The 13163-nt window shown below is 66.2% G+C and carries 9 protein-coding genes, 1 tRNA gene and 1 pseudogene; 4 read left to right on the plus strand and 7 right to left on the minus strand.

Features of this window, described 5'->3' with window-relative positions:
• Positions 1 to 178: 178 nt before the first annotated feature.
• From QZX93_RS12875 to QZX93_RS12895, 6 genes and pseudogenes are all read right to left on the minus strand, one after another.
• Entirely contained in the window at positions 179 to 814 is a 636-nt protein-coding gene (locus tag QZX93_RS12875) for a hypothetical protein (protein ID WP_295388572.1), read from the minus strand.
• Complete coding sequence (locus QZX93_RS12880; protein WP_295394647.1) at positions 811 to 3501, minus strand: DUF927 domain-containing protein; 2691 nt, start codon at positions 3499 to 3501, stop codon at positions 811 to 813. The genes QZX93_RS12875 and QZX93_RS12880 overlap by 4 nt, the downstream gene beginning before the upstream one ends.
• A 114-nt stretch (positions 3502 to 3615) precedes the next feature.
• Positions 3616 to 4095, minus strand: a pseudogene (locus QZX93_RS27365) (CHC2 zinc finger domain-containing protein); the annotation flags it as partial.
• 9 nt (positions 4096 to 4104) lie between these two features.
• Positions 4105 to 4353, minus strand: coding sequence for an AlpA family phage regulatory protein (locus QZX93_RS12885; RefSeq protein WP_295392848.1), 249 nt, complete (start codon positions 4351 to 4353; stop codon positions 4105 to 4107).
• A gap of 349 nt (positions 4354 to 4702) precedes the next feature.
• Positions 4703 to 5914, minus strand: coding sequence for an integrase arm-type DNA-binding domain-containing protein (locus tag QZX93_RS12890; RefSeq protein WP_295392847.1), 1212 nt, complete (start codon positions 5912 to 5914; stop codon positions 4703 to 4705).
• Positions 5915 to 6076: 162 nt separating this feature from the next.
• Positions 6077 to 6153: transfer RNA gene (locus QZX93_RS12895), tRNA-Arg, on the minus strand.
• Positions 6154 to 6307: 154 nt separating this feature from the next.
• On the opposite strand from QZX93_RS12895, the gene QZX93_RS12900 reads away from it, so the two are divergent.
• Both QZX93_RS12900 and QZX93_RS12905 read left to right on the plus strand, forming a co-directional pair.
• Positions 6308 to 6721: a DUF2177 family protein gene (locus QZX93_RS12900; RefSeq protein ID WP_295392846.1), complete on the plus strand. Its 414-nt coding sequence runs from the start codon at positions 6308 to 6310 to the stop codon at positions 6719 to 6721.
• A gap of 83 nt (positions 6722 to 6804) precedes the next feature.
• Positions 6805 to 7872, plus strand: coding sequence for an SPOR domain-containing protein (locus tag QZX93_RS12905; RefSeq protein ID WP_295392845.1), 1068 nt, complete (start codon positions 6805 to 6807; stop codon positions 7870 to 7872).
• A gap of 79 nt (positions 7873 to 7951) precedes the next feature.
• On the opposite strand, the gene QZX93_RS12910 is transcribed toward QZX93_RS12905, so the two are convergent.
• Positions 7952 to 8662 carry an SDR family NAD(P)-dependent oxidoreductase gene (locus QZX93_RS12910; RefSeq protein ID WP_295392844.1) on the minus strand — a complete coding sequence of 237 codons (711 nt, stop codon included), beginning with the start codon at positions 8660 to 8662 and terminating at the stop codon, positions 7952 to 7954.
• A 198-nt stretch (positions 8663 to 8860) separates the two neighbouring features.
• Between QZX93_RS12910 and QZX93_RS12915 the strand changes: the two genes are divergently transcribed.
• On the plus strand, positions 8861 to 12151 hold the full coding sequence (locus QZX93_RS12915; protein ID WP_295392843.1) for a DEAD/DEAH box helicase: 3291 nt from the start codon (positions 8861 to 8863) through the stop codon (positions 12149 to 12151).
• A gap of 510 nt (positions 12152 to 12661) precedes the next feature.
• Positions 12662 to 13123 (plus strand): methylated-DNA--[protein]-cysteine S-methyltransferase, encoded by a 462-nt coding sequence (locus tag QZX93_RS12920; protein WP_295392842.1) that lies wholly within the window; start codon positions 12662 to 12664, stop codon positions 13121 to 13123.
• Positions 13124 to 13163: the final 40 nt, after the last annotated feature.

The raw sequence follows: 13163 nt of genomic DNA on the forward strand, positions 1-13163 counted from the left end.
AATCTCAGGTCTTCGATTTGCGTGGGAAGCAAAGGCAGCACAACCGTTTCGGTCTCGGATAACATAGATGCACTTGGTGGGTCGATCTGTTGGGAACATTGCTATTCTAGCAGGGAAACTATTATATGGAAATCGCCTAAGCCGGACTTGCGCGCGGCGTCCAGCACGGCGGCGGCGTTCACGATTTCACCCCGGGCCGCGGCGTCAGGGCGCCGGAAAGCTCGACTTCAAACCGCCAGGGCCGCTTGCCGGTCTTGGGTGATGCAATGACCAACCCCCAAGCGCCCGCGCACGCGCGGTAGCCGGTGGGTAACTCAACGCTTCCAGCGCAATCGGCCAGGTCCACGTCAGGGAATCGCTTGATGTCGTTGCGGTGCCGCTCCTTGGCCCACCACAGGACGGCCAGCTCGGGATGGGTGAGTAGCTTCTTGGCTCGCAGTGCTGGCAGCGCGGCCAACACCAGCGGCTCAGGATCAACAGGCAGTGCCCAGCGCTCGGCGTAGACCAGCAGGACGGCTACCTGTACCGCGGTCAGTCCGTCCCCGCCCCATGTGTTGCGTGCGGATGCGCTCGGGCGCCAGTACAGGGTATGGACAGGGATTTGGGCCAGCAGCGCCAAGTCCCTGCACCCGACGTGACCGATGTCGAGGGCATAAAGCAGGTCGTCCACAACATGCACCATCGCCCCGCCGTTCTTGATGATGTCTGCCGTGTTCGCTGAGACACCCCGCGGGCGTGGCGATGCACCCCGGTCGGCCACTTCCCGGATCGCGCTCCACAGGTGGCGGGCGGCGGTTTCTTTGGCAGGGGTCACAGGTCCACCTCCGCATAGGCGGTTTCCGTCTCGAAAAGTTGGCTGTCTCTGTTTTTTGCCTGGACACCCTGGACACCCTGGACAGAGCTAGCAACCACGCGGGTTTGTGCCTGTCCAGGTGCCCTATGCCCTACCTGGACAGCCTGGACACAACCGGAATAAACGGGCGGCTTTTCCTGCCCTGTCCAGGTGTCCTGTCCAGGCTGTCCAGGTTGCATTTCGTCTACCTGGACAGGCTCAGAGCCAGCAACGGCGCGGGTTTGTCCAGGCTGTCCAGGTTGTCCAGGCGTTTTAGAGAGACAGCCAGCTTTTTTTTCGTCCAGGATGTCCCCGCGAACGGCGTATAGCCGCTGGCGACCCTCTGCGCCTCCGGTGCTGAGTCGTGCCTTAAGCGATCCGGTCTTTGCATCGTCATTGCAGAACAGGTATCCAGCCGCCCGTAAAACCCGCGCAACCGCGGTCTTATCGTTGCCGGGCGCGGCTTCGGTCAGTCCGGCGTCGGTGAACATCCAAAGGTCCTCGGCCTTGCTCCGCCACCCTGCACGGTTAGGCACCGGCTCCGGCTCCAGCGTCGGCTGAAACCGGGCCTCATGCTTCTGAATGAAACCGCGAACGCTGGCGATGATGCGCAAATCGTCGGTTTCGGCGCCTGCTACGAGCCAGGTGCTCACGACTGCGCGGGTCGCTTCCCGTACATTTTCGGCGGTGGTAGGGATTAACCCGTGGTCGGCTGCAAACTCGCCTGCAAGGCAAATAAGGGCGAAGCGCCGGACGGCGCGCGCAGTCTCAATCGGTAGGGCCTCATTGGTGAGTGTCGGCATAATGGCCTTGACCTGATCCCGTGCGTAAGCGCGGACCTCGGCAGCCGATCCGAAGCGCTCAATCATCACCCGAATAAGCTCAGGTCCAGCCGTCCCGTAATAGCGAGCGCAAGCCGTCTTGATGCCAGACACAACCGCCTCCCGGTCGGCCTCTGGCGCCCCCTTGGCAATGTCGGTCAACTCCACATCGAGGGCGCGATGCGTCAACCCGCCCTTTACCGTGCGGGTGTGTATTCCGTCCCCGTCCGGGTCGCTCATGCGGGCGTGAATGGATAGCTCGCCGGTCGATATGGCGATGGTCCGCCAGGCGCGCGGCTCTTTCATTTCGCGGGCGCTATTCAGAGCGGTCTTTCCCTGCCCTCCAGATAGCTGGTAGATCAGCGGACGAATGTCCCCGCCCGTGTGCGCCCCCAGCTCATCGAGCACCAAGGGCATATCACTGTGCGCCTCGGCCAGTCCCTCAAGTCCGTTGCCGGTCAGGTTCCAGCGCCGAACAAAGGTCAGGCTCGGTGCGTCGTTCGGATCGGCAGCACAGCCCCATGGTGACGCGGCCACCTGTCCGAGCGTGGTCTTGCCGCGGGAAGTCTTACCCCAAAAGTGAATGATGAAGCTGTCGGCGGCCTCAGCGAAGGCCAGGAACGCGGGCGCCAGTCCAGCGCACAGCGCGAACAGCATAGCCGGGTGCTCGCAGACAGATGCCGCAACGTGGGTATTCCACTCAGCAATCGATCCGCAGGAATGGACGGTCTTGATGGTGGGTGAGAACCGTTCGGGCTGAAATACAACCTCTTTTGTCCCGTCGCGTGCTATTACCCGATCAGGCATAACGAACGATAAGGCTCCGGTCTTATCTTCCAACCATCCAAGCCGCTTTGCAGAAAGGATGCGGTTATCGACCTCCCAGGCGTCCAAGTATTCGAGCATCCGCTTTTCTTTGCCAGGGACTACCCGCAAGCCTTGGGTCGCCAATTCCCGAGCGAGTGCGGTAGCGTCCTCATGCAGTCGGCTAGCCGGTATTGCCGCGCGCCGCTCCTGTTTGTCGTGGTCCTTGAAGGCGAGCATCAGCCCCCAATCGCCATGGGGGCCGGTGGTCCGTCCGATAATCCACAGTGCCCCGCAGATGGGGATGTATTCGTTGTCCTTGTCCTTCTCCTTGACCTGAAATACCTTGCTCTTGGTCAAGCTCCACCCGGCGGGGGCTACGATCTTCGCGGGGTTGGCCTCTTGGTCGTCCGGGATGATGTCATCAAGGGATGCGGCGGGGCCTGTCTCGGGATCTCCAATCCAGCGCGCTTCGGCCTCCACCAACTCAGCGGACCAACTGTCATCTACCGCGTCGGCTGCGTCCCAACCCTTGGGCAGTTCGTGGGGCTCTCCGGTGCCTGGGTCAACCGCCAGGCTGGCCAGGTCCAGGACATCGACCGAGACAGCGCCGGCAGCAAGGGCCAGCTCCCGCACCGTGCGGGCATACGTTGCCCCGGGCTCGTCGTGGTCGGGCCAGATGCGGACGTGCCGACCGGCCAGGGGAGACAGGTCCGACTTACCCGGGCTCTGCGACCCGTTCGACGTGGTGCAGGTTACCCAGTCAGGCATCAACACGGCTGCGGCATCGGCGGCCTTTTCGCCCTCGCAGACCAGCACCGGGGCATCGGGCCGGGCCGCCAGCAGGTCCAGATGGTAGAGCGGGCGGGGCACGGCGGGAGCCTTCCAGTTCCAGCGGGTGCCGTCCCAGGTTTGGGGCCGGAACTCCTTACCGCCTTCGGGGCGGTCGAACCGCAGGACATAGGCCACGGGCCGCCCGTCGGCGTCGCGGTACTCCCAGGTAGCGGACGGCTCACCGAGCTTGCCGGCCGTGGTTGGGCGCATCGCCAGCGCCTCAGCCGGTATCGGCGCCAGTACCGCGGGGGTGGACTCCGGGGCCGGTGCCGTTGGCTCGGTGGCCCTGGAGCGGGACTTGGCGGGGGACGGCTCGCACTGGACGCCATAACGCTCGGACAGTGCCGCACGGGCTTGGTCCAGGTCCAAGCGGTCATAGGCCATCGCAAAATCAATCACGCTCCCGCCCTGGGCCCCGCAGCCAAAGCAGTGATAGGCGCCGGTCCTGGCACTCACGGCAAAAGAACCGTCATGGTCGGTATGCAGGGGGCACGGGAAAAGCTGCGACCATCCCTTGTCGTTGACCTTAAGGGTGGGGGCGTGCTCGATCTCCCGCGCGTAAAACGCAAACGGGTCGATGGCGGCCTTGATGGTTCGCGGGGTGGGTGCGCGGGCAGGGCGCGCGATGGTGGCGGCGGCGGGTTCAGGTAGGGGGACCGTCGTCGGTGTATAATCGCCTTGCTGATTATTTCCTTGCCCCTCGATTGCCGCGGTCGCCCCCGCGGCTTTCGTTTGTGTGGGGTCTGGATTTTGGGCGAGTTCACCCGTCCCGGCGGTGCCGGGGGTCTTGCTGTAAGTTTCCATGTGTCACCCCTAAGCCGCAACGGCGGGGGCGTTGGCGTTGCAGGTCCGCACACCGACGGGGCGCGCTGCAATCCAGGCGTCCACCTCGTCAAGGCGCCATGCGACGCGGCGCTTGCCGATCTGGATAGGTGCCGGAAAGCCCTCGTCTTTGATCGCGCGATAGATCCCGGTACGGGACTTTTTGACGCGGGCTTCGACCTCAGGGCGAAGGGCCAGGACCGCAGGGGTGGGGGCGGTGGTGCTGGGGATGGTTTTCATCGTGGCGCATATCTCAAAGAGTGTGCGCCGGGTACGGCTGGGCATTCGGGACTGTACACGCCGACAACCAAAGATAGTAACCAAAGGTTGTCAGACTGTCCCGAAATGTCCCATACTGAACTTTAGCAATCGCTATCAGCGGACAACCAAATTCAGCCGCAACCGGCAGTTCCCCCGGATGCGCACTTGCGAAGGCGCCCACCCGAGCCATGATCGGGAACCCGACCCCCTTGAAGCCTGCAAGCTTCAAGGGGGTCACCTATTTTCCCCGACTGTTTCTTAGTGTACCAGCGGGTCACAGTTGAGGCCCAACCTTTCCCAATTAATGGGGTCAAGTTGGTCAGCACAATCACGCGGCCACCTTGCGCAGTTGCACCACGTCGGCGCCGTTCTTCAGCCGGTCCAGGTAGTCACTCCAGCTTTGCATCATCGCCCGGCGTCCCTCCAGATGGGCGGTGCGGTTGTAGGCCCTGCCCAGCGGGTCACGCACGGCATGGGCAAGTTGTTGCTCTATCCACTCGGGGCGGTAGCCCAAGACCTCATCCAAGATGGTCCGCGCCATGGCCCGGAAGCCGTGTCCACTCATCTCGTCCTTGCCGATCCCCAAGCGCCGAAGGGCCGCCAGGACGGCGTTATCACTCATCGGTCGGCCAGCCGTGCGGGCGCTCGGGAACACGAACTCACCCCGGCCGGTCAGGGGGTGCAGTTCGCGCAGGATCGCAACCGCCTGGGAGGATAGCGGGACGATGTGCGGATTCTTCTTCTTGGATGCCACATACCGCCATTCGCCCGCGTCCAAGTCGAAGTCTGTCCATCTGGCCGTGCGCAGCTCGCCCGGTCGCACGAACACCAGGGGGGCTAACCGCAGGGCGCAGAACACGGGCAGCGTGCCGCTGTAGCCGTCCAGGGCGCGCAGCAGGTCCCCGACCTTGGCGGGCTCAGTGACTGCGGCAAAGTGGCCTTTCGTCATGGGGGTAAGGGCTCCCCGCAGGTCCCCGGTGGGGTCGCGCTCCGCCCGGCCGGTGGCGACCGCGTAGCGGAATACCTGCCCACAGGACTGCAAGGCGCGATGGGCGGTTTCCAGAGCTCCGCGGGCCTCAATGCGCCGGACCACGGCCAGCAGGGCGGGGGCGGTAATCTCACCAATCGGCCGGGCGCCGATCCAGGGGAACACGTCTACCTCGAACCGTCGGATGATCTTATCGGCATGGGCCGGTGCCCACGTCGGCGAGTTGCGCCCGAACCACTCACGGGCGATGGGCTCAAAGCCGTTTTCGTTTCCGGCCTGGCACGCCTTGTGCGACTTGCGTACTGCGCTGGGGTCGATGCCTGCGGAAAGCTGCGCGCGGGTGGCTTCTCGCAGGTCCCGTGCAGCCTTTAAGCTCACGTCGGGATAGACCCCGAGCGACAAGAGCTTTTCCTTGCCTGCCAGGCGGTACTTGAAGCGCCACCACTTGCCGCCGGTTGGGTTGACCAATAGATAGAGCCCCCGGCCGTCCGCTAGTTTGTAGGGTTTGGCGGTAGGCTTGGCGGCGCGGATGGTGGCATCTGTCAGGGGCACGGGGTAACCCTCCGGGCCGGTGTCCGGGCAACCCCCTCGGTTACCCCCGAATACACCGGGCTCTTATGGGACTACCTTAGACGTTCTGAGTCCTCAGAGCAACAAAAAAGCCCGCAGTTACGCGAGCTTCGGTACTTCCTGGGACGGTCTGAACCGGCGATGTGGTGCCCTCGGCGGGATTTGAACCCACGACCTATCGCTTAGGAGGCGATCGCTCTATCCAGCTGAGCTACGAGGGCGGACGGGCGTGACCTGAGGTAAACTCTTGCGGCGGGCCACGCACCGGGCCGTTAGTGTACCGCATCGCGGAACCACCGAGCGACCGCGACCGTAGCGCCGGCCACCGCGAGCGTCCCCACCACCCACCCCAGCGGCACGCGCCAGGAACATCACATGAAAGCCGTCGGCTATCTCAAGCTCTATCTACTCACCGTCCCGATCTTTCTGGCCATCGATATGGTCTGGCTCGGGTTCGTCTCCCGGGATTACTACCAGCAGAAGCTGGGATACATCCTGAGCCCCACCGTCAACTGGCCCCCCGCCATCCTGTTCTACCTGCTGTTCGTGGTCGGGATCATCTATTTCGCGGTGGCACCGGCCCTGGCCCAGCGCTCTCTCTGGCGGGCGATGGGCAACGGGCTGCTGTTCGGTCTCTTCACCTACATGACCTATGACCTGACCAATCTGGCTACCCTGCCCAACTGGCCGCTCGACATCGTGCTGATCGACACCCTGTGGGGCATGGGGTTGTGTGCGACCGTGGCGACCCTGAGCTATCTGCTCGGACGCTGGCTCAAGGGCGCCTGACCGCGCGGGCGTCGCAAGTATTTGCAACCCCGGCAGAGATCCGGGATCATGGGTAACCACCACTGAATGGCGCAGGAACGACCATGGCCGAGCCCCGGAGACCCGAAGTCCGCGAGGACCCCTTCGCAGCCGATTTATCGCTTGAAGAGCGCCTGCACGCACTGGAAGCGGCCGGGGGGGAGCCCCTGTCCGGCCAAGGCGGAATGTCCCAGCGCCTCGCCGAGCAGGCGGCGTTCCTGGAGGCGCTGGCCGCCGAGGTGGCGGCCCAGCGCGAGCGCTTGCGGGACCAGGAAAAGTCGCTGGTGGAGCGGATCGCCGACGTGGATGACGACCGCCGCCTCAGCAATACCCAATTGCAGCGGGTGTGGCAGTCTGGCCGCGAGGAGCTCGAGGCCCGGTTGAGCCGCCACGGTCGGGTCACGCTCGTGGCGCTGTTTCTGGCCCTGGCCGGTAGCGGCCTGGTCGCCCTGTATGCGCACTGGCGGACACCGGCGGCGGGTCTCGCCGCTGAGGTCGCAACCCTGCGTGAAGACGTGCAGCGGTTGTCCGGCGTCGCGCGGCAGGATACTGAGCTCCAGGAGCGGTTGGCGGCCATCGCCGCCGCGCTGGGTGAGGTCTCGGGTAGTGCGGCGGACGGCCCGGCCCTGGCCGCCCGGCTGGACCAATTGGCGGCCGAGCAGCGCCGCCAGGAAAGCGCACTGGCGGCGCTGCAACGCAGCCTCCAACCAGGCGTCGCCGCGACGCCCTCTGGGCCTGCGTCGAGCGCCGCGCCGCCCCCGGCGACCGCGTCGCAGCCGCTCAAGCCAGTCGCCCCGGAACCGGCCCCGAAAGCGGCCCAGGCCCCGGCCCCGCCGGGTATGCACCAGTTGACCGTCACCGACCGCCCCTTCGCCCTGCAACTCAGCGGCGGTCGCAACCGGGACAAGATCCTTGAAATGGCCGCTCGGCCGGACCTGCCAGCCCGGGTTTATGTGTATGAAGATACCCGCCGGGGGCGCCCCTGGTTCGTGCTGATCCACAGCCTCTATAAGAGCAGGGCGGAGGCCCAGGCAGCCGTCGCGCAGTTACCCCCGAAGGTGCGTCCCTGGATCCGCTCCCTGCCGTCGGGGGCTCAACTGGAGATGATCCAACCGCGGGCCGGTCGCGACTGAGCGGTGGCCGCGTCGCGGCTCAAGCCGCTTCCACTGGCGCCTTTCGTCTCCTGGGGCGGCTGGTTTGCTGCGATGGCCGTTACCAGGGGATCGGCTGGCCGTGTCGGAAGAAGCCGCCGCTGGGGCCGTCCTCCGGTAGGGTGGCGGCCCAGACGATGCCCGCGGCCCCTTCTTCCACCGACAGCGGTGCGTCCGCGCCGCCCATCGCGGTGCGGGCCCAACCCGGGCACACTGAGTTGATCTTGACGCCGGTGTCGCGCAATTCGTCGGCAAAGATGCGCGTCACGGCGTTGAGTGCGACCTTGGACAGCCGGTATCCGGGGCAGCCCCCGTTCATCTCCTGTAACTGGCCCATGCCGGAGGAGACATTGACCACCCGCCCCCGGCCCTGCATCAGCGGGATCAGGACCTGACAGAGTCGCAGGGGGGCTAGGGTGTTGGTCTCGATGGAGCGACGTACCGTCTCCGCCTCGGCCTCAAAAATACTGCCCCCGGGCGTCCCCGGGCCGGGGTCCAGGAAGAGGCCGGCATTGTTGACCAAGACGTCGAGCCGGCCCAGCCCGCGAATGAACTCGGCCAGCGCCTGGATGGACGACTCATCGGTCACGTCCAGCGCGTGGAACGACACCGCGTGTCCCTGATTCGCCAAGGACTGGGCGGCGGCCTGGCCTTGCGCCTCCTGCCGGGCGGTGAGGATGACCCGGTAGCCCAAGTCCGCCAGCCGGCGGCTGGTCTCCAGACCCAGGCCACGATAGGCCCCGGTAACGACGGCGATCGATGGTTCGGACATGCTGGTCTCTCGTGGCTGGTCGGCGGTCGGCGGTAGCCGACCTGGATGGGTGTCGCACACCCGATTGTGCTCAGGCGCTCAAAACTGGGGCCAAGCGGCGCCGTTCCAAGCCGAATCATTCTGTTTCGCCCATGGGCAAGCGCCCCGGAACAGGCGACAATGGACGGTCGCTTTTGACGCCTGATCTACTTAAGCCCCATGCCCCGCCCCCTGACCCGAGACGACATCCGCCACGCGATCGACCTGAGTTCATTCAACCGGGGTTTAGGCTATTTCCGACAAGGCATGGTGATCGATCTGGCGGAGGAGCGGCGCGACAGCGACGGAATCAGCCTCCAGACACGGGTGCGCGGCAGTGGCGGGCGCGTCTATCGCCAGTCCATCTTCATCCCTGCGGACCCCGACCGGCGTGACATCACTGGCTCCTGCGGCTGCCCGGTGGGCTATAACTGCAAGCACGTGGCCGCCGCCTGTCTCGCCTTCGAGGAGCGTGAGCGCCAGTTCCAACCCACCGACGGCAGCGCCGCCACCGACTTTCTCAAGCGCTGGCTCACCCGGGTGGTCGCGGCCGGCCAGACCCCGGCCACGCTCGCGGACGCGGATCGCCTGATCTATGTGCTCTTGCCGAGCCCCACCGACACCCAGGGGATCGTGGTGGAACTGCGGGTCGCCAAGCCACTGCGACGCGGCGGGCTCTCCAAGGGGCGCCTGGCGAACCTCTATAACCTGCTGCACGGGTTCTCCACCCCTGACTATCTGGTTGCGGTGGACCACGACATCCTGGGCATCCTGCGCGCCGCCGCCGCCGGTCAGTGGATCACCAGCGTGCCGCTCGCCGGACTGAACGGCCAGTTGGCCCTGTTGCGGATGGTCGAGACCGGGCGCTGCCATTGGCAGGCCAGTGAGGCACCGCCCTTGGGGTTGGGGGCGCCGCGCGACCTCCACATCGTCTGGCGGGAGGGCGCCGACGGGCTCCTGAGCCTGGTGCTGGCCGTGACCCCGGCGGCCCGACTGCTGCTGCTGGACCCGCCGTTGTATCTGGACGGCACCGAGCACCTGGTGGGCGCGGTGCAGACCCAGGGCCTGGGCGTTGCCCAACTGCGCGAACTCCTGGCCGCCCCGCGCCTGCGTGCGACCCAGGCGGAGGCCATCGCCCGGACCCTGGTGCTGGAGTTCCCCCAACTGCCCCTGCCGCCCCCGGTGCCGGTGACGGTGGCCGAGGTCGCGGCGGCCCCGGCCGTCCCCTGGTTGACCCTGATCTGCGAGCCGCTCGCCGACACCGACACCGACCTGTTGAGCCTGGATTTCGACTACGCCGGTCATCGCGTCCCCGGCCTGCCGGCGGTGTCGCACAGCGTACTGGCCGCCGGCGGCGCGACGGTGCGCATCCACCGCGACCCGGCGGCGGAACAGGCCGCCCTGGACACCCTGGAGGGGCTGGGTTTCGTCCCGGCCGAGCCCGGTCGCCCGCAGCCGGGCGGTCACCGGCTGCTGCCCGCCGCCGCCAACCCCATCGAGCGCGCCGGGCACTGGTCCGCACTGTTGCGCGATGGCCTGCCGGCCCTGGAGGCGGCCGGCTGGCGGGTGGACATCGCCCCGAGCTTCCGGCTGCGCTTCGAGACGGCCGACTGGGACCTGGAGGTGGACGACGACACGCCGGCCGGGGGTAACGACTGGTTCGGCCTGCGCTTCGACCTGGATCTCGGTGGGCGGCGCGTCCCCCTGCTGCCGATTATCGCCCCCCTGTTGGAGCTGGGGATCGATGCCGAATTGCCGCAGATCATCAGCCTGCCGCTGGACCCCACGGGGACGGACCCGACGGCGGCCCACCGCTATGTCGATCTGCCGGCGACGCGTCTGCTGCCCTTCATCGCGATCCTGCGGGAGCTTTTCGACCGGACCCTGACCGGGGCGGACGGGCAGTTGCGGATCTCGCGCTTCGACGCGGCGGCGCTGGCCGAGCTGGAGGCCCAGGGTTACGCGATCCGCGGGGCCGAGCGGCTGCGCGAACTGGCGCGTCGCCTCAAGGACTTCACCGGCATCGAGTCGGTCGCCCCGCCCGCCGGGCTGACCGTCGAGCTGCGTCCCTACCAGCGGCGCGGGCTCGACTGGCTCCAGTTCCTGCGCGCCTGGGACCTGGCCGGTATCCTGGCGGACGACATGGGGCTCGGCAAGACCATCCAGGCCTTGGCGCACCTGCTGCTCGAAAAGGAGGCCGGGCGACTCGACCGACCCGCCCTGGTGGTCGCCCCGACCAGCCTGATGGGCAACTGGCGACGGGAGGCCGCGCGCTTCACCCCGGGCCTGCGGACCCTGGTGCTACACGGGTCCGATCGGCATGGCTCATTCGAGCGCATCCCGGACTATGACCTGGTGCTGACCACCTACCCCTTGTTGTCGCGCGACCAGGAGCACCTGCAGGAACAATCCTTCCACTCGCTGATCCTCGACGAGGCCCAGTCGGTCAAGAACCCCAAGTCACAGGCCGCGGTGGTGGTGCGCGCACTCCAGGCCGACCATCGACTGTGTCTCACCGGCACCCCGATGGAGAACCATCTGGGTGAGCTGTGGACCCAGTTCGATTTTCTGCTGCCCGGTTTCCTGGGCGACCAGGCCAGTTTCAAGCGCCACTGGCGCACCCCGATCGAGCAGCACCGGGACCAGGAGCGCCACGCCCGCCTGGCCCGGCGGGTGGCCCCCTTCATGCTGCGTCGACGCAAGCAGGACGTGGCGACCGAACTGCCGCCCAAGACCGAGATCGTCAAGAGCGTCACCCTGGGCGAGGCCCAGGCGGCGCTCTATGAGGGCATCCGGCTCTCCATGGAGAAGCGGGTGCGCGACGCCATCGCCGCCCAGGGCCTGGCGCGCAGCCATATCACCATCCTGGATGCGCTGCTGAAGCTGCGCCAGACCTGCTGCGACCCGCGCCTGCTCAAGCTGCCGGCCGCCGCCCGGGTCAAGGAGTCCGCCAAGCTGGAGCTCCTGATGGACCTGGTGCCGGAGCAATTGGAGGAGGGCCGGCGCATCCTGTTGTTCTCCCAGTTCACCAGCATGCTCGCGCTGATCGAGACCGAACTGGACGACCGCGGTATCCCCTATGCCAAGCTCACCGGCCAGACCCGCAAGCGCGACGAGGCCATCGACGCCTTTCGCTCGGGGGCGGTGAGCCTGTTCTTGATCAGCCTCAAGGCGGGTGGCGTCGGGCTCAATCTCACCGAGGCGGACACCGTGATCCTCTACGACCCCTGGTGGAACCCGGCGGTCGAGTCCCAGGCGGCGGATCGGGCGCATCGCATCGGCCAGGACAAGCCGGTCTTCGTCTACAAACTGGTGACTGAGCAGACGGTGGAGGAGCGCATCCTGACCATGCAGGAGCGCAAACGCGCACTGGCCGCCGGGGTCTATCAGGAGTCGTCGGGGGAGCCGGACCTGGGCTTCAACGGGGCGGACCTCCAGGCCCTGTTCGCGCCCCTGGGGACTACGGACTGAAGGGGCGGCGAAGATCCCGGACTTGACAAATCCCGCCGCCCGGCGTTGCGGCCCGGCCGCTTGTGCACACCCGCCGCCGTCGGCAAAAGTCTGACAAAACGGCGCGGCGGCAGCGGATAAGCGCTTGACATTTTACCGTAACCGATTGTTATTGCTATTTACTTTTCGCTGAAGGCGTCCGGCCCCTAAAGAAAATGAGGTCGGAAATGAGCGACTTGCCGAGGGGGCGCGGGTATTCGTCCACAGAGTTATCCACAGGTTTTGCGTCTCGGCCCGAGGTCTGGTGTGGTGGCCTTGGCGATCTTGGCGTTGGCGCCTGCGCATGGCACTTTCTAGCAGCCTGTCGGACTTGATGGCGTAACCGATTGATTAAACAGGAAAACGACTTTTTGGCGCAAAAGAGGAAACTCTTTGCATTCAATCGGTTGCATCACTAAGTCCGACAGCCTGCTAGGCCGGCGGTTCTCCGTTACCCTGCACCGGTCGCCGACGCTTCGACCGAGATACCACATGCAACAGACCGTGCTTGCTACCCCCATGGGCCCCATCGGTCTGCACTGGACGGGGGAGACCCTGACCGGGGTGGACCTGGAGCCGTTACCCGCGGCGGGCGGCGCCGATGTGGCTCCGCCGACGCTGAGGCGCCAACTGGAGGCCTATTTTGCGGACGGCACTGCGGTCTTTGATCTGCCCCTGGAACTGGGTGGTACACCCTTTCAGCGGCGGGTGTGGGCGGCCATCCGTGCCATCCCGGCGGGGGCGACCCGCACCTATCGGGATGTGGCTCGCGAGCTGGGCAGCGCGCCGCGGGCCGTGGGGCAGGCGTGCCGGGCCAATCCCTGTCCCATCGTGGTGCCTTGCCACCGCGTGGTGGCGGAGACTGGATTGGGCGGTTTTGCCGGCGATAGCACTGGGCGCAAGCTGGCGTTCAAGCGTTGGCTGCTGCGGCATGAGGGGGTGGCGGTCGACTGAACCCGATGGTCGTTCTTGGCGATCTTGGCGCCTTGGCGTG

The organism is uncultured Thiodictyon sp., assembly GCF_903946935.1.
Taxonomy (GTDB): Bacteria; Pseudomonadota; Gammaproteobacteria; order Chromatiales; family Chromatiaceae; genus Thiodictyon.